This is a genomic window from Streptomyces sp. NEAU-sy36 (assembly GCF_013423905.1).
Classification (GTDB): domain Bacteria; phylum Actinomycetota; class Actinomycetes; order Streptomycetales; family Streptomycetaceae; genus Streptomyces; species Streptomyces misionensis.
Genome location: NZ_CP058977.1, coordinates 7,736,720 through 7,753,301, shown reverse-complemented (window position 1 = coordinate 7,753,301; position 16,582 = coordinate 7,736,720). Strand labels below are relative to the sequence as shown.

The window sequence follows — 16,582 nt, the reverse complement described above, 5'->3', positions numbered from 1 at the left end:
GCATCCGGTCGTCCTGTCGTGCGCTTCAACATCCTCGGCTCGCTGGAAGGCTTCTGCGGCGACCGCCGGTTGCGGCTGGGCAGTCCGACCCAGGAACGTGTTCTGGTCACCCTGCTCCTCGAACCCGGCCGCATGGTGCCGATGTCCCGGCTGATCGCAGCGGCCTGGGACGACGAGCCACCGCAGACGGCAAGCCACCAGATCCGCAAGTGCGTCGCCGCGCTGCGCACCCGCATCCCGGACGGCGCGGCGCTGATCGTCACCGACGGGGCCGGGTACCGGGCCATGCTCGGCGAACACCAGCTGGACCTGCACGAGTTCACCGAATGGTCCAGACAGGCCCGGCAGGCGGTGGCGGCCGGGCGGCCCGAGGACGCCGTCGGGCATCTGCGGGCCTGTCTCGACCTGTGGCGCGGCCCGGTCATGGCGGGCGCGGGCGGCTCGGTGATCAGCGCGGCCTCGGCGGCGCTGGAGGAGCGCCACATGGCGGTCGCCGAGCAGTACTTCGAACTCCAGCTTGAACTGGGCCAGTCCGGCGAACTGGTCGGCCCGCTGCGCGAACTGGTCACGGCGCACCCGCTGCGGGAAACCCTGCGCGGCCGGCTGATGCTGGCGCTGTACCGGGCCGGCCGGCAGGCCGAGGCGCTGGAGGAGTTCGGCCGGGTGCGCGACCTGCTGGTGGAGGAGCTGGGCATCGACCCCGGCGCCGAACTCACCAGACTGTACGAGGCGATCCTGCGCGACAGCCCCGAAGTGGCGCCCCGGGTACCGCAGTCGGTGGCCGACCGGGCCGCGCTGCTGGTCCCCGCGCCGTACACCACCCAGTCCTCCGGCACCGAGCCCGCGCCCTGCACCCTGCCCTACGACCTGCCCGACTTCACCGGCCGCGACGACGAGCTGGCCCGGCTGGTCACCGTGGGCCGCGCCCCGGCCGGGGGCGGAGCCCGGATCGTCGGCGTCGACGGCATGGGCGGCAGCGGCAAGACCGCGCTCGCCGTGCACGCCGCCCACCTGCTCGCCCCCGACTACCCCGACGGGCAGCTCTTCGTGGACCTGCGCGGCTTCAGCCCCGGCGAGAAGGCCCAGGAACCGGGCGCCGTGCTGCACTCCTTACTCCACACGCTCGGCATACCGGACGACCGAATACCGGACGACCTGGAGCGCCGTACCACCTTCTGGCGCACCGTCTCCGCCCAGCGGAAACTGCTCCTGCTGCTCGACAACGCCGCCGACGCCGCCCAGGTACGACCCCTGCTGCCCGCCTCCGAGAACTGCCTCGCCATCCTCACCAGCCGGGTCCGCATGCTCGACCTCGACGGCTCCGAATGGCTGTCCCTCGGGCTGCTCTCCGCGGGCGACAGCACCACCCTGCTCACCCGGATGCTCGGCGCCGGCCGCACCGCCGCCGAACCCCGGGCCGTGGACCAGCTCGCCCGGCTGTGCGGCGGCCTGCCGCTCGCCCTGCGCATCACCACCGCACGGCTGCGCAACCGGCCGCGCTGGACCGTGCAGTACCTGGTCGACCGGCTCGCCGACGAGACCCGGCGGCTGCGCGAGCTGAGCGCGGGGGAGCGGAGCGTCGAGGCCACGCTGAGACTGTCGTACCAGGCCATGGACGAGGACCAGCGCGGCGCGTTCCGGCTGCTCGGGCTGCACCCCGGCAGCGCCATCGACGTGCACTCCGCCGCCGCCCTGCTCGGCACCGACGGCCGCGACGCCGAGGACATCCTGGAGGGCCTGCTCGACGCCCACCTGCTGGAGCAGCACGAGGCGGGCCTGTACGGCTTCCACGACCTGGTGCGCACGTACGCGCTGAGCGTGCGCGAGGTGGAGGACGACGAGGAGGCCGCCGTCGAGCGGCTGGTCGCCTACTACATCCAGGCCACGGACCTGGCCTGCGACACCCTCTTCCCCGGCCGCAGCCGCTACGGCGACGCCCCCGCCGCGGAGCCCGACCTGCCCCGGCTGGACGACGGCGAGCAGGCGCTGCGCTGGTTCGACCGGGAGTACGAGGCGCTGCTCGCGGTGGTCGCCCAGGCCGGCACCCAGGGACTGCACCGCCCGGCCGCGCTGCTCGCCCGCAACCTGCTCTTCTACCTGGACCTGCGCGGACGCTACGAGGAGTTCCGGGTGGTCGGCCGGATCGGGGTCGCCGCCTGCCGCCAGCTGGACGACCCCGCGCTGCTCGGCATCAGCCTGTGCAACCTGGCCGTCGCCCACTGGTGGCTCGGCGACTTCCAGGACGGCATCACCACCGCCCAGGAGGGCCTGGAGCACTCCAGGGGCAGCGACGGGCGCTCCGAGGCGATGTGCCTGGACGTGCTCGGCCTGCTGCACGGCTCCCTCGGCAACTTCGAACAGGCCCGCGCCTACCTGGACCAGGGCATCGCCCTGCACCGGGAGCTGGGACTGTCCCGGATGGAGGCGCAGGCGCTGGTCAACCTGTCCACCGTGCAGATCTGGACCGGTCACTACGCCGAGGGCGCCCGCAACGCGGCCCGCGCCACCGAACTGAACCGGCGCCTGGGCGAGCGCAGCAACGAGATCCACTCCCTGACCTTCCTCGCCCTCGCCCACCTCGGCACCGGCGAGGACGAGCGCGCCCGCGCCTGTCTCGCCCAGGCCCTGGAACTGTGCGACGAGTCCCGCAAGCCAGCCAACGTCGCCGTCGTCCTCGCCCACTGGGCCCGGGTCTGCCAGCGCCTCGGCGACGTCCGCTCCGCCGCCGAGCACGCCGAGCGCGCCCTCGACCTGGTCTCCGCGGAAGGCACGGCGCTGCGCCAGGCGACCGTCTCCAACGTGGTCGGGCTCGTGCATCTGCGCAGCGGCGCTCCCGACCGCGCGATGGAACTGCACGGCCAGGCCCACGAGCTGGCCTCCCGGCACGGGTACCGGATCGAGATCGCGCACGCCCTGCACGGGATGGCGGAGGCCGCGCAGGCGCTCGACGACGAGAAGACGGCGGAGCGGCATCACGCGCAGGCGAAGGCGCTGTACGACGCGATGGGGGTCACGGAAGCGGGACGGCGGCTGTAGAACCTGCGCGGGAGGTTCCCTCCGTGCCGGTCGCCGTACCCGGCGTTCCGCCGGTGCCCCGGACAAGGCGACGGCACCGGTGGGTGTGACCCGGCCGGTGCCGTCGGCGTGCTCGTGCGTGCTGCGTACGGGGTGTTCGACGGGTGCCGTGTGCGTCCGCCGCGGCGGACGGGCGGTCAGGAGTGGACGAGGCCCGGGCCACGGTCGTCGGCCAGAACGGAGCGGGAGTGGCTGCTGTTGCCGTGCACCAGGGCCTGGTGCAGGCCGGTGGCGGGGACGGTGGCGGCGGCGCCCAGGGCGAGGACGCCGGCGCCGGCGAGAGCGGCCAGAACAGTCTTCGTACGCAGAGTGATGGCACGCATGATGACCCCCAGAGAGAGACGGATCGTGTTCCGGTCGCCGGGCCCTCCCCGACGCCACGACCGATGTTCCGGGCCCCCGGTCCCCAAGCCTTCCCCGCTGGGTACCGGGTCCGGGTAGGACGTCGGTACTCCTGGTCGATCCCGCAGGTGGGAATGGGTGTCAGCTGGGTTTCACGACCCACAGGAAGGCCTGCGGGACCTGGGCGACGCCCTTGCCGAGCCGGCCGTCGGGCTCGCGCACGGTACGGGAGGCGAACCGGAACCCGGCGTCCGCCAGCAGCCGCGCCACGTCCTCCGGGAGCCGCCGCCGGAAGTCCAGCGTGACGGCGTGGTCCCAGGGCCTCTCCAGGCGCAGGGAGTCCCGGCCGACCTGGAACGCCACCAGCAGCTGCCCGCCGGGCGCGAGGACGCGGTACAGCTCGGCGAACAGGTCCGGGAGCCGCTCGTCCGGGGTGTGGATGGAGGAGTACCAGGAGAGCGCCCCGGCGAGGGAACCGTCGGGGAACGGGAGGTCCAGCATGGAGCCCTGCTCGAAGCGCAGGCCGGGGTGGTCGCGGCGGGCCACGGCGAGCATGGACGCGGAGAGGTCGAGGCCCAAGGCGTCCAGGCCCAGGGCGGCGAGGTGCGCGGTGACCTCGCCGGGCCCGCAGCCGAGGTCGGCCACCCGGCCGCCCGGCCCCACCTCCTCCGCGAACGCGGCGAGCAGGGCCCGCTCCAGCGGCATGCCGGCGAGCGGGTCGCGGAAGTGCTCGGCGTAGTCCTCCGCGACGGTGTCGTAGAAGGTGCGGGTGTCGGTCAGGAAGTCCCGGGTCTCGGTCATGCGCATGGAAGGTAGCGGCCGCAGGCCGCGGCGGGGCAAACGGATTCCCGCGCGGCGCGCGATCCTCGCCGGGGCGCCATGAACGAATAGCGGGCCCGGACCCGTGGAATTCGTCCGGAGTTCATCCGGAATTGGCCACCGGCAGTATCCGGGCAAAGGCAGGAGCCCCGTCGCCGCGAGCGGCGTGGGGCTCCTTGGGTACTGCTCTCAGGTTCTGCGATCAGGCAGTGATCAGGCGGGGGTGACGTTCTCCGCCTGCGGGCCCTTCGGACCCTGCGTCACGTCGAAGGTCACCTGCTGGTTCTCCTCAAGGGAGCGGAAGCCGGTGGCGTTGATCGCGGAGTAGTGAACGAAGACGTCGGGGCCGCCGCCCTCCTGGGCGATGAAGCCAAAGCCCTTTTCGGCGTTGAACCACTTAACGGTTCCGGTAGCCATAAGCCCTCCTTGGGCTCAAAAGGGTTGCCCTGCTCCAGAACCTGCAAGTGCGAAAACGTGCTGCACCACTGCATACGTCTGAAAACGACGAGAGCCCGCGGTCACATGCTCCGCAGGCTCTGTACTGCAAGGGAAACCAAACTGCAACTTGCGGCGAGCCTAGCACGCGGGCAGCCGAAAGCAATAGAGGGCAAGATCACTTCACCCGGATGTTTGAACGCGGTAACCCGTTTGACGGTGGGGCCGGTCTCTGCACCGTACCAGGCGGGGTCTAGAGTCCCGCGATGTGGACAATTCTCGCACCCGGCCGCGCGTCGGCCACATCCAGTTCCTGAACTGCCTGCCCCTCTACTGGGGGCTCGCGAGAACCGGCACCCTCCTCGACTTCGAGCTGACCAAGGACACCCCGGAGAAGCTCAGCGAGCAACTGGTGCAGGGTGATCTCGACATCGGACCGGTGACCCTGGTCGAGTTCCTGAAGAACGCGGACGACCTGGTCGCCTTCCCGGACATCGCCGTAGGCTGCGACGGCCCGGTGATGTCCTGCGTGATCGTCTCGCAGGTCCCGCTGGACCGGCTGGACGGCGCGAAGGTGGCCCTCGGCTCGACCTCCCGCACGTCGGTCCGGCTCGCGCAGCTCCTCCTCGCCGAGCGCTACGGCGTCCAGCCCGAGTACTACACGTGCCCGCCCGACCTCGGCCTGATGATGCGGGAGGCGGACGCCGCCGTCCTCATCGGGGACGCGGCCCTGCGCGCCAACCTGCACGACGGCCCGCGCTACGGCCTCGACGTGCACGACCTCGGCGCGCTGTGGAAGGAGTGGACCGGCCTGCCGTTCGTCTTCGCGGTGTGGGCGGCCCGGCGCGACTACCTGGAGCGGGAGCCGGACATCACCCGCCAGGTCCACCAGGCCTTCCTGGAGTCCAAGGCGCTGTCCCTGGAGGAGGTCGACAAGGTCGCGGAGCAGGCGGCCCACTGGGAGGCCTTCGACGCGGCGACCCTCGCCCAGTACTTCACCACCCTCGACTTCAGCTTCGGCGCCCCCCAGTTGGCGGCCGTCTCCGAGTTCGCCCGCCGGGTGGGCCCGACGACCGGCTTCCCCGCCGATGTGAAGGTGGATCTGCTCCAGCCGTAGTCACTACGCTGCGGGTGGTGAACGGGGAGGGGGACCGCCATGCGGCCGGAGCACACGGGCGGGAACGACCAGGACAGGCCCGGCGGCCCGGCCGGCCGGGAAGAACCGGGTGACCGGCCCGGGACCGGTGCCTTCGGCCCGGGGGAGGGCGAGTTCACCGGGCCGGGTGCCGGTGCGAGCGGTTCCGCCTCCGACGGCCCGGTGGGCCGCCCGGGGGCCGGTGTCCCCGGTGCGCTTTCCGGGGCGGGCGCCGGTGCGGCTCGTTCCGCTTCCGACGGCCCGGGCGGCTGCTTCGGGGCCGGTGGTCCCGCGGATGGCTTCGCGGTCGGTGGCCCGGTCGGCGGCGCTGCGGCCGGTGGGCCGGCCGACCGGGCCGGGGCCGGCGCCTTCGGCCCGGGGGAGGGTGAGTTCAGCGGTCCGGGTGCCGGTGCGAGCGGTTCCGCCTCCGACGGCCCGGTGGGCCGCTCCGGTGCCGGCGGGCCGGTGGACCGTTCCCGCGGTGACGGCCCGGTCGTGCGGGCGCTCGCCGGGGACGAGCCGGCGGCCGTGGGACCGTACCGGCTGCTCGGGCGGCTCGGAGCCGGGGGCATGGGGCGGGTCTACCTCGGGCGCAGCGCCGGGGGCCGCACCGTCGCGGTCAAGATCGTGCATCCGCACTTCGCGCTGGACGAGGAGTTCCGGGCCCGCTTCCGGCGCGAGGTCGAGGCCGCCCGCCGGGTCGGCGGCGCCTGGACCGCGCCGGTGCTGGACGCGGACCCGGACGCCCCGGTGCCCTGGGTCGCCACCGCCTACGCGGCCGGCCCCTCCCTCGCCACGGCCGTCACCGAGAACGGGCCGCTGCCCGAGCACACGGTACGGGCGCTGGCCGCGGGCCTCGCCGAGGCGCTGACCGCCGTCCACGCCCTGGGCCTGGTCCACCGGGACGTCAAGCCGTCCAACGTGCTGCTCACCCTGGACGGCCCCCTGCTGATCGACTTCGGCATCGCCCGCGCCACGGACGGCACCGCCTCCCTCACCGCCACCGGCGCGTCGGTCGGCTCACCGGGCTACATGTCCCCGGAGCAGATCCTCGGGGGGACCGTCACCGGCGCGGCGGACGTCTTCTCCCTGGGCGCGGTCCTCACGTACGCGGCGACGGGGTGGTCCCCGTTCCCGGGCGACTCCTCCGCCGCGCTCCTCTACAAGGTCGTCCACGAGGACCCCGAACTGGGCGCGCTGAGCGGGGAACTGCGGGAGGTCGCCGCCGCCTGCCTGGCCAAGTCCCCGGCGGCCCGTCCCTCCCCGGCCGATGTCGCCCGGCGCCTCGCCCCCGGCGGCGCCGCCCGCCTCGTCGCCGGCGGCTGGCTGCCGGGGCCGCTGGTGGAGCAGGTCAGCAGGAGCGCGGTCCACCTGCTCAACCTGGACACGGGGGAGACGGTCCACTCGGGACCGGTGGCGTTCGACGGGCCGTCGGTGAGCGGAACGCACCCTCCGTCCCCGGCAGGGCGGTTCGGCCCGGCCCCGGTCATGACCCCGCCCGCGCCGCAGACCCCGCCGCCCCGGCCGGCCTACGCCCCCGTCCCCCCGGCCGCCGTCCCCGGCCCCCGCCCCGGCAAGCTCTCGGTGAGCGTCGCGGCGAACGCGGCCCCCACGGAGAACGGCCGCGGCCGCAGGCTGAGTTGCACCGTCGCCCTGGCGGTCGCGGGCGCCCTCGCCCTGGCGGCGGTGGGCCTCGGCACGCTGCTGCGCCCGTGGTACGGCTCCGACGGCGGCGGACACGACGAGGCGGGCGGCGCCCACACCCCGGCCCCGAGCACGGCCCCCAGCGACGGCGCCGTCGGCGAACCCCCGCCCGGCGCGTCCGACCCCTCCGCCGGAACCCCGGCGTCCGGCGCCGTCCCGGCGCGGTACATCGGCACCTGGGAGGGCCCGGCCAGCGGCCTCGGCGGCACCCTGCCCATGGGCACCTTCCGGCTCACCGTCCACCAGGCCGCGCCGGGACGGCCGTTGGGGAAGCTGCGCCAGACCGACACCGTCGGCGCCGTCTGCACCGACCTCCTCACCCTGAAGAAGGTCACCGGCACCCGGCTCCTCGTCACCTCGGTGGGCGCGAAGGACAACCACCCCGGCTGCGACCCCGCACCCCACCAGATCGAACTGACCCCGACCGGCGACGACCTCACCTACACCTCCGACAGCGCGGCCGAGGGCCACCCCACCTCCCGTATGTCCAAGGTCGGCGGGTGACCGGGGCCTTCGTGCTCGGCGCCCTGCTGTGGGGCGCGCTCGCGGGCGCCCTGCTGCCCCGCGCGGCGCACCGGCTCGCCGTACCGGCGGGAGAACCCCGGCGCGCGCACTGCGCAGAGGGCCACCCGCTCCGGGGCTGGCTGGGCCGCAGGGTGTGCCGGCGGTGCGCGTCCGCCACCGGCCCCCTCCTGCCCGCCGTCACCGCCCTGGTCTGCGCCGCCCTCGCCGCCGCGACCGGCCCCCGGCCCGAGGCGGGGGCCTGGCTGGCGCTCGCCCCGGCGGGGGTGCTGCTCGGGGTGGTCGACGCCCGGGTGCGGCGGCTGCCCGACGTGCTCACGCTGCCCCTGGCCGCCGCCGCGCTCGCCCTGCTGGGGCTCGCCTCGCTGCTGCCCGGCCACCGCGGCCACTGGCCCACCGCGCTGTGCGCGTCCCTCGTGCTCGCGGCCGGTTACGCCGTGCTGCACCTGGTGAACCCGGCCGGCATGGGCTTCGGCGACGTGAAACTGGCCCTCGCGGCGGGTGCCGTCCTCGGGTGGTACGGCTGGCCCGTGGTGCTGCTCGGCACGTTCGCCGGGTTCCTGCTCGGAGCCCTGTACGGCGGCGCGCTCGTCGTGGTGCGGCGGGCCGGGCGGGGGTCGGTGATCCCGTTCGGGCCGTTCCTGCTGGGCGGAGCGCTGGTCGGGGTGCTGATCGGCGGGTATGGGGCGCTGGCGTAGGCTGGTCCGGTCCGTCCTCGCCCCTTCAGAAAGGGAAGCCCCCGGTGACCGAGAAGGCCGACCTCCAGTCCGTCCTCGACCGTGCCGCCGCCGGTGGGCGGATCACCCCGGAAGAGGCCGTCGCCCTCTACCGCGACGCCCCCCTGCACGCGCTGGGCGCCGCCGCCGACGCCGTGCGCCGCCGCAAGTACGCCGGTATCGAGCACATCGCGACGTACATCATCGAGCGCAACATCAACTACACGAACGTGTGTGTCACGGCGTGCAAGTTCTGCGCCTTCTACGCGGCCCCCAAGGACAAGGAGAAGGGCTGGACCCGCGACCTCGACGACATCCTGCGCCGCTGCGCGGAGACCGTCGAGCTGGGCGGCACCCAGATCATGTTCCAGGGCGGCCACCACCCGGACTACGGCGTCGAGTACTACGAGAAGCACTTCAAGGCCATCAAGGACGCCTTCCCCCAGCTGGTGATCCACTCGCTGGGCGCGTCCGAGGTCGAGCACATGGCCCGGATCAGCGGCGTGTCGGTCGAGGAGGCCATCACCCGGATCCACGAGGCCGGCCTCGACTCCTTCGCCGGCGCCGGCGCCGAACTGCTGCCCGAGCGGCCCCGCAAGGCCATCGCCCCGCTGAAGGAGAGCGGCGAGCGCTGGCTGGAGATCATGGAGACCGCGCACAACCTGGGTGTCGAGTCCACCTCCACCATGCTGATGGGCACCGGCGAGACCAACGCCGAGCGCATCGAGCACCTGCGGATGATCCGCGACGTCCAGGACCGCACGGGCGGCTTCCGCGCGTTCATCCCGTACACGTACCAGCCGGAGAACAACCACCTCAAGGGCCGCACCCAGGCGACGATCTTCGAGTACCTGCGGATGATCGCCATCGCCCGGCTGTTCCTCGACAACGTGCAGCACATCCAGGGCTCCTGGCTCACCACGGGCAAGGAGGTCGGCCAGCTGTCCCTGCACTACGGCGCGGACGACCTCGGCTCGATCATGCTGGAGGAGAACGTGGTGTCCTCGGCCGGCGCGAAGCACCGCTCCAACCGGCTGGAGATCATCGACCTCATCCGCAAGGCGGGCCGGGTGCCGGCACAGCGGGCCACGACGTACGAGCACCTCGTCGTGCACGACGACCCGGCGAACGACCCGGTGGACGACCGCGTCGTCTCCCACATCTCCTCCACCGCCATCGAGGGCGGCACCGCCCACCCCGAGCTGAAGCTGCTCCCCGCCAACTGAGCCCGCCGTGCTGACGATCCACGCCGACTCCAGGGGGTCCGCGCTCGCCGTCGAGGGCGAGGTCGTCGTGGGCGCGGGGGACCTGGCGGAACTGACCGTCGGGTATCCGCGGGCGCGGGTGCGCCGCTGGGCCGGCATCCTCACGCCCGGCTTCGTCAACCTCCACGGCACCGAGCTGCTGGAGGAGGCGTACCACCCCGATCCCAGGGAGGCCGACGCCCTCGGCACCGAGCCGCTGACGGGCGCCGCGCTCGCCGCGCTGGCGCCGGACGACGTGCGCTGGGGCGGAAGCGCGCGGCGCGGCGTCCAGCGGATGCTGGCGCACGGCACGGTGGCGGCGGCGTGCGACCCGCTGCGCAACCGGGCGGTCCGGGACGCGGTACGGCGCACCGGGCTGGACGTGGTGGAACGGCGGGGACGCCCCGGCGGGGTGCCCTCGCTGGACCCGTTCGCCTCCGGGCTGCCGACCCGGACGCCTCCGGCCCGGAAGACCGGCAGCGCCGCGTGCTTCGCCGTCTTCGACGTCGCCGACGAGGCGGAACTGGCCGAGCGCGGCGCGTCGACGTGCGTGGCGACGGTCATCGGCGGCCGGCTGCTGTACCGCCGCCGGTGAGCCGCGCGGTGCCCGGCACACCGACTCCCCGACCCGGAGGACTCCGGCCGGACCCTGCTGCGACAATGGCCGGGTGACCCGCGCATCCCTGGACAAGCAGCCGCACGAAGTCGCCTCGATGTTCGACAACGTGGCGGAACGGTACGACCTGACCAACGACGTGCTGTCCCTGGGACAGGACCGCCGCTGGCGCAAGGAGGTCGCCGCCGCCGTCGACGCGCGCCCCGCGCAGAAGGTCCTGGACCTCGCCGCCGGCACCGCCACCTCGTCCCTCCCCTTCGCCCGCACGGGCGCCTACGTCGTGCCCTGCGACTTCTCCCTCGGCATGCTCCAGGTCGGCAAGAAGCGCCACACCTGGATGCCGTTCACGGCCGGCGACGCGACCAGGCTGCCGTTCAAGGACGACACCTTCGACGCCGTCACCATCTCCTTCGGCCTGCGCAACGTGCAGGACACGGACGCGGCCCTGCGGGAGATGTACCGGGTGACCCGGCCCGGTGGACGCGTGGTGATCTGCGAGTTCTCGCACCCGACCTGGACGCCCTTCCGGACCGTCTACACCGAGTACCTGATGCGCGCCCTGCCCCCGGTGGCCCGCGCGGTGTCCTCGAACCCGGACGCGTACGTCTATCTGGCCGAGTCCATCCGCGCCTGGCCCGACCAGCCCGGCCTCGCCGCACGGCTGCGCGGGGCCGGCTGGTCCAGGGTCGCCTGGCGCAACCTGACGGGCGGTGTGGTCGCGCTGCACCGGGGCTTCAAGGACTGAGCCCCGGGCCGCTCACCGGCCGATCATCTCGAACGCGTCCCCCGGCTCCCCCAGTTCCCGCTGGAGTCCGCCCGTCGGCGGACCGGGCACGCGTGGTTCGCGGACGCCCCCGCCGCCCTCGCCCTCCGCGAAGTCGAACCACACGTACACCATCGACTCCGCCGGCACCTCCGCGCCGGGCCGCGGGTACTGGCGCACGACGTAGTCGACCACCGTGCGGTGGAAGTCCGGGCGGTCCGGCGCGGCCAATGACAGGCCCCTCGCCCGGGCGGTCTCGCGCGCGTCCACGGCCATCAGCCCGACCAGCCGCGGCACACGCACTTCGGGTGTTGTGCGCACAGATGTCACCCCCAGCGGTACTGGCAGGGTAGCCCCGGCGCCCACCGGCCGGAAGGAGCCGGTGGCATTCTGTGACAGACGACTACAGTGCGTCAGTCGAGTCGAGGTTCAGCCGGAAGCAGAGCGCGTCCTCGTCCAGGGTGGGGTGCGGGTAGGTCTCGGCGGGGCGCATGCCCAGACGCCGGGTCACCGCGATGGAGCGCGCGTTGCCCGGCCGCACCATCGCCACCACCTCCGGCACCCCCGCCGCCCGTACCCGCTGAAGGGTCTCGCGCGCGGCGGCGGTGACGTACCCCTTGCCCCAGTGCTCCCGGCCGAGCCGCCAGCCGATCTCCGTGGCACCCACCGGTCCCCAGGCCGGCTGCCAGGGCTGGGCGCCGGTGAAGCCGAGGGCCTCGCCGGACTCGTCCAGGATCGTCCACAGGCAGAAGCCGAGTTCGGCGTCGTGCCGCCGCTGGCGCGCGGTGAGTTCCTCGTACACCGACAGCGCCGCGGGCTTGCCGCCGTGGAACTCCATCACCTCGGGGTCGGCGAAGAGGCGGTGCCAGGCGAGGGCGTCCTCGTGGGTGGGAACGCGCAGCCGCACAGCGGGGAGAGATCGGTTCACAGGGCAGCCCTTCAGCCGGGTGATCAAGTCCGCTGAATAGACTGCCCATGTCCAGTGCCCGTCGGCACGCAGATTTCGAACTTGGGGAGATCCCGCCGTGACCGAGCCCCTCTCCGACCACACCGCCGATGTGATCGTCGTGGGCGCGGGGCCAGCCGGCTCCGCGACCGCGTACCACCTCGCGAAGGCCGGTCTCGACGTACTGCTCCTGGAGAAGACCGAGTTCCCCCGCGAGAAGGTCTGCGGTGACGGCCTCACCCCCCGCGCCGTCAAGCAGCTCGTCGCCATGGGCATCGACATCTCCGAGGAGGCGGGCTGGCTGCGCAACAAGGGCCTGCGCATCATCGGCGGCGGCTCCCGCCTCCAGCTCGACTGGCCGGATCTCGCCGCCTACCCGAACTACGGACTCGTCCGCAAGCGCGACGACTTCGACGAGATCCTGGCCCGCAACGCCCAGAAGGCGGGCGCGCGCCTGTACGAGCGCTGCAACGTCACCGGCCCGATCGTGGACGAGCGCACCGGCCGGATCACCGGTGTCACCGCCAAGGTCGGCGAGGAGAAGCGCGAGGCCGCCTTCCACGCGCCGCTCGTCGTCGCCGCCGACGGCAACTCCACCCGGCTGTCCCTCGCGATGGGCCTGCACCGGCGCGAGGACCGTCCGATGGGCGTCGCGGTGCGCACGTACTTCACCTCGCCCCGCCACGACGACGACTACCTTGAGTCCTGGCTGGAGCTGTGGGACCGGCGCGGCCCCCAGGACCGGCTGCTGCCCGGCTACGGCTGGATCTTCGGCATGGGCGACGGCACCTCCAACGTCGGCCTCGGCGTGCTCAACACCTCCGCCGCGTTCAAGGAGCTGGACTGGCGCGAGGTCCTCAAGGCCTGGTGCGCCTCCATGCCCGAGGACTGGGGCTACACCCCGGAGAACATGACCGGCCCGATCCGCGGCGCCGCCCTGCCCATGGCCTTCAACCGCAAGCCGCACTACACCCGCGGCCTGCTGCTCGTCGGCGACGCCGGCGGCCTGGTGAACCCCTTCAACGGCGAGGGCATCGCCTACGCCATGGAGTCCGGCCAGATCGCCGCCGACGTCATCGTCCAGGCCCACGCCAGGGCCACGCCCGCCCAGCGCGAGATCGCCCTCCAGCGCTACCCGCAGGTCCTCAAGGACACCTACGGCGGCTACTACAACCTCGGCCGCGCCTTCGTGAAGCTCATCGGCAACCCGAAGGTCATGCAGATCGCCACCCAGCGCGGTCTGACCCACCCGATCCTGATGAAGTTCACCCTGAAGCTGCTGGCGAACCTGACCGATCCCACGGGCGGCGACGCGATGGACCGCATCATCAACGGCCTGACGAAGGTGACCCCGAAGGCCTGACCAGGGCCTCTCGTCTGGATCATGCCGGGCTCGCGGGGTCTGGCACGCACATCTGCGGCGTTGTCGTCGGTCGCCAACTCCCCCACGCTCGGCTTCGCTCGCGCGGGGGCACCCCCATCGCGTTGACTCCCTCCTCCGCCTTGCATCTGCACGCACCAGACCCCGCTCCCTGATCCGGCCTGATCCAAACGAAAGACCCTAGGCGTTCAGCTCGGCTTCCCTGGCCGACCGGCGGGCATGGACCTCCGCCCGCCGGTCGGCCATCTGCCGCAGCGCGTCCTTCTTCTCCCGTTTCGTCAACCGGTCCAGGTAGATGTACCCGTTGGTGTGATCCGTCTCGTGGGCGAGGCAGCGCGCGAAGTAGCCCGTGCCCTCGATCTCCAGCGGGTTGCCGTCCCGGTCCTGGCCGCGCACGACGGCGCGGGCCGGCCTGGGCAGCGCCATCACCGCGCCCGGCACCGACAGGCAGCCCTCGCCCTCGTCCAGCAGCCGCCGCCCGGCCAGGGGCGTGTCCAGCACGGGATTGACGATGTGTCCGACATGCCGGTTACCGTCGTCGTCGGGGCAGTCGTACACGAAAAGACGCAGATCGACCCCGACCTGGTTCGCGGCGAGACCCGCTCCCTCGGCGACGTACATGGTGCGGAACATGTCGTCGACGAGCGCGGCGAGGTCGGGACCGAACTCCGTGACGTCCCGGCACGGCTTGTGCAGCACCTCCTCGCCGACCTCGGTGATCCGGCGGACCCTGCCGCGCCCGGACTCGGGGGCGTAACGGGGGAACGCGGCCACGGGGCCGCCCTGCACGAAGACGCGTGGCATCGCGGCTTCTCCTTCGCTCGTGGACGGACCGCCGGACGGCGGCCCGGGCCCCGAGCATGCCAGGGAACGCCGCAGGGCCGCTGCCCCCGAGCGGCTGCGGCCCTGCGAAAGAACGCCTGAAGCGTCGTGAGAGGTGCGGGTCGGTTCAGAGCACCCGCACGGCGCCGGTCGGCTGGTCGTACGAGAGCGGGTGCTCCGCGACGCCGTCCGACGGGTTCTGCGCGCCGACGAACATACCGCCGCCCACGTACACCGCGACGTGGTACGCGCTGCCCGCGCTGCCCCAGTACAGGATGTCGCCCGGCTGGAGGTTGCTCAGCGAGACCTGGGTGCCGGCGGTCGACTGGTCCTGGGAGACGCGCGGCAGGCTCACGCCGACCTGCTTGAAGGCCGTCTGCACGAGGCCCGAGCAGTCGTACGCGGACGGGCCGGTGGCGCCGGAGACATACGCCTTGCCCAGCTGCGACTTGACGAAGCTGACGACGGCCGCGGCGGAGCCGGTGGCCGTGGAGGAGCCGGTGTCGACGCCGGTGGAGACGGAGCCGGAGCCGCCCGTGGAGGCGGCGAGCGTCGTACGGGCCTCGCTGCGCGAGGCGCGCTCGGCGGCGGCCTTGCGGGCGGCCTCCTCGGCCTTCTTCTTGGCCTCGGCCGCCTTCTGCTTGGCGTCCGCGAGGTCCGCCTTGGCCTGCTTCGCGGCGTTCGCGGCGGCCGCGTCGCGCTCGGCCTGGAGCTGGTAGTTCGCGGCGGCCTGCTGCGTGGCGTCCGCGGACTGGGCCGCCTGGGCGGCCAGGTCGGCCGTCAGGGTGGGCAGTTCGAGGGTCTGCGTCACCGGCTCGGCGGCGCTGGCCGAACCGGCGGCCCCGGCGACTGCCAGGGTGCTGAGGACGCCACCGGCAACTCCGGCCCGCATCGCGAGGGACGACGCGCTGCGGCGGGGCTTCCGGTGGCTGCGTATGTGAGCGGTGTGGGACATGGGAACAACCGGTATCAGGGGCTCCTCCGTATCTTCAAGAAACGTGTCCTGCGCCACAGTTGCCCAATCGAGACCTTGAACCCCGGGCGTGTCGCTCTTTATTGACGCCGTAACGGACATTGCGGACGCCCGTGATCAAGCCCTTGATCACGGTCTTTGATCATTACGCCCGAATTGCCCCCTGCCTACCACTGGTTGGGGTCGTTGGCCAAGCCCGGCGGTTGACGGCTTGTTACCGGTGTGGCGGAGGTCACGGAACGGTCACCCGGGAGCCGGCGTCCCGCGCGTGCGGAGCTCGTGAACGCGCGCACGTGGTTTCACTCCGTCCACATCACCCCCTCCAGCTCCCCCTGACGTGTGAACGCGGTCCACTATCAAGAGTGGGCGTCCAAGGCGAATTTGCATGCAGGCGAACTCTCTTGATATTGAGACGCCCCTTCCAGCCTGCGACGACGAGCCGGATTGTCACTTCTGGTGATCAACTGAACGCTTCGCGTATGAAGATCACCCATCATCCGACTTCATGATCCTTCGTCAGGTGGTGGAGATCACAAAGCTTGTGGAATACCCCGTGTCGCAGATCACAGAGCGGCGGGCATAAGATGCGAGGCAGTTGGGCTTGTGACCTGCTTCACATGTTCTCGATCTTCGCCGGGACGAGCGTGGTTCGTGGGGCCGGTGAGGCGGACGTGAGCCCAGTGAACCGCCAGCAGTCAGTGCCGACTGAGAGGAGCGAGGAGCGGTGAACGCGTATGCGCCCATCCTCGTACTGGGAGCCCTCGGGGCAGGCTTTGCGATCTTCTCCGTGGTCATGGCCACGCTGATCGGTCCGAAGCGGTACAACCGCGCCAAGCTCGAAGCCTACGAGTGCGGTATCGAGCCGACCCCCACGCCGGCCGGCGGCGGGCGCTTCCCCATCAAGTACTACCTGACGGCGATGCTCTTCATCGTCTTCGACATCGAGATCGTCTTCCTCTACCCCTGGGCCGTCACCTTCGACGCCCTGGGGCTTTTCGGGCTCGTGGAGATGCTGCTCTTCGTGCTCACCGTCTTCGTCGCGTACGCGTACGTATGGCGGCGCGGCGGCCTGGAATGGGACTGAGGGGC

The 16,582-nt window shown here is 72.5% G+C and carries 16 protein-coding genes; 9 read left to right on the top strand and 7 right to left on the bottom strand.

Features of this window, described 5'->3' with window-relative positions; genetic code table 11:
- Positions 1 to 18: 18 nt before the first annotated feature.
- Positions 19 to 3,036 (top strand): BTAD domain-containing putative transcriptional regulator, encoded by a 3,018-nt coding sequence (locus HZZ00_RS33995; protein ID WP_265537667.1) that lies wholly within the window; start codon positions 19 to 21, stop codon positions 3,034 to 3,036.
- A 176-nt stretch (positions 3,037 to 3,212) separates the two neighbouring features.
- Here the strand turns inward: HZZ00_RS33995 and HZZ00_RS33990 are convergent, their stop codons facing one another.
- The 3 genes from HZZ00_RS33990 to HZZ00_RS33980 all read right to left on the bottom strand — a co-directional run bounded on the left by HZZ00_RS33990 (position 3,213) and on the right by HZZ00_RS33980 (position 4,653).
- Positions 3,213 to 3,398 carry a hypothetical protein gene (locus tag HZZ00_RS33990; RefSeq protein ID WP_070025319.1) on the bottom strand — a complete coding sequence of 62 codons (186 nt, stop codon included), beginning with the start codon at positions 3,396 to 3,398 and terminating at the stop codon, positions 3,213 to 3,215.
- Positions 3,399 to 3,558: 160 nt separating this feature from the next.
- On the bottom strand, positions 3,559 to 4,218 hold the full coding sequence (locus HZZ00_RS33985) for a class I SAM-dependent methyltransferase (protein ID WP_180329907.1): 660 nt from the start codon (positions 4,216 to 4,218) through the stop codon (positions 3,559 to 3,561).
- 231 nt (positions 4,219 to 4,449) lie between these two features.
- Positions 4,450 to 4,653: a cold-shock protein gene (locus HZZ00_RS33980; protein ID WP_006133199.1), complete on the bottom strand. Its 204-nt coding sequence runs from the start codon at positions 4,651 to 4,653 to the stop codon at positions 4,450 to 4,452.
- A 286-nt stretch (positions 4,654 to 4,939) separates the two neighbouring features.
- Between HZZ00_RS33980 and HZZ00_RS33975 the strand changes: the two genes are divergently transcribed.
- The 6 genes from HZZ00_RS33975 (at position 4,940) to HZZ00_RS33950 (ending at position 11,353) form a co-directional block, all read left to right on the top strand.
- Complete coding sequence (locus HZZ00_RS33975; protein ID WP_180329906.1) at positions 4,940 to 5,788, top strand: menaquinone biosynthetic enzyme MqnA/MqnD family protein; 849 nt, start codon at positions 4,940 to 4,942, stop codon at positions 5,786 to 5,788.
- A gap of 513 nt (positions 5,789 to 6,301) precedes the next feature.
- Positions 6,302 to 8,014, top strand: a complete 1,713-nt coding sequence (locus HZZ00_RS33970; RefSeq protein ID WP_180333817.1) for a serine/threonine-protein kinase — start codon at positions 6,302 to 6,304, stop codon at positions 8,012 to 8,014.
- Entirely contained in the window at positions 8,011 to 8,730 is a 720-nt protein-coding gene (locus HZZ00_RS33965) for an A24 family peptidase (RefSeq protein ID WP_180329905.1), read from the top strand. Before HZZ00_RS33970 ends, HZZ00_RS33965 begins: the two co-directional genes overlap by 4 nt.
- Before the next feature lie 44 nt (positions 8,731 to 8,774).
- Complete coding sequence (gene mqnC / locus HZZ00_RS33960; protein WP_180329904.1) at positions 8,775 to 9,974, top strand: cyclic dehypoxanthinyl futalosine synthase; 1,200 nt, start codon at positions 8,775 to 8,777, stop codon at positions 9,972 to 9,974.
- Positions 9,975 to 9,981: 7 nt separating this feature from the next.
- Positions 9,982 to 10,587, top strand: coding sequence for a hypothetical protein (locus tag HZZ00_RS33955; protein ID WP_180329903.1), 606 nt, complete (start codon positions 9,982 to 9,984; stop codon positions 10,585 to 10,587).
- A 73-nt stretch (positions 10,588 to 10,660) separates the two neighbouring features.
- Positions 10,661 to 11,353 carry a demethylmenaquinone methyltransferase gene (locus tag HZZ00_RS33950; protein ID WP_070025324.1) on the top strand — a complete coding sequence of 231 codons (693 nt, stop codon included), beginning with the start codon at positions 10,661 to 10,663 and terminating at the stop codon, positions 11,351 to 11,353.
- Between the two features lie 12 nt (positions 11,354 to 11,365).
- Here HZZ00_RS33950 and HZZ00_RS33945 read toward each other — a convergent pair whose 3' ends face one another.
- Together HZZ00_RS33945 and HZZ00_RS33940 are read right to left on the bottom strand one after the other, a co-directional pair.
- Complete coding sequence (locus HZZ00_RS33945) at positions 11,366 to 11,647, bottom strand: PASTA domain-containing protein (RefSeq protein ID WP_257586032.1); 282 nt, start codon at positions 11,645 to 11,647, stop codon at positions 11,366 to 11,368.
- A gap of 127 nt (positions 11,648 to 11,774) precedes the next feature.
- A complete protein-coding gene (locus HZZ00_RS33940; protein WP_180329901.1) occupies positions 11,775 to 12,299 on the bottom strand; it encodes a GNAT family N-acetyltransferase in 525 nt (174 codons plus the stop codon).
- A 97-nt stretch (positions 12,300 to 12,396) separates the two neighbouring features.
- On the opposite strand from HZZ00_RS33940, the gene HZZ00_RS33935 reads away from it, so the two are divergent.
- Positions 12,397 to 13,680 (top strand): geranylgeranyl reductase family protein, encoded by a 1,284-nt coding sequence (locus tag HZZ00_RS33935; RefSeq protein ID WP_180329900.1) that lies wholly within the window; start codon positions 12,397 to 12,399, stop codon positions 13,678 to 13,680.
- A gap of 198 nt (positions 13,681 to 13,878) precedes the next feature.
- Here the strand turns inward: HZZ00_RS33935 and def are convergent, their stop codons facing one another.
- Both def and HZZ00_RS33925 read right to left on the bottom strand, forming a co-directional pair.
- Positions 13,879 to 14,502, bottom strand: a complete 624-nt coding sequence (def, locus tag HZZ00_RS33930) for a peptide deformylase (protein ID WP_180329899.1) — start codon at positions 14,500 to 14,502, stop codon at positions 13,879 to 13,881.
- A gap of 145 nt (positions 14,503 to 14,647) precedes the next feature.
- Positions 14,648 to 15,475, bottom strand: coding sequence for a C40 family peptidase (locus HZZ00_RS33925; RefSeq protein WP_079172392.1), 828 nt, complete (start codon positions 15,473 to 15,475; stop codon positions 14,648 to 14,650).
- Between the two features lie 742 nt (positions 15,476 to 16,217).
- On the opposite strand from HZZ00_RS33925, the gene HZZ00_RS33920 reads away from it, so the two are divergent.
- The gene (locus HZZ00_RS33920; protein ID WP_030494815.1) at positions 16,218 to 16,577 is read left to right on the top strand and encodes an NADH-quinone oxidoreductase subunit A; all 360 of its coding nucleotides are present in this window, start codon (positions 16,218 to 16,220) and stop codon (positions 16,575 to 16,577) included.
- Positions 16,578 to 16,582: the final 5 nt, after the last annotated feature.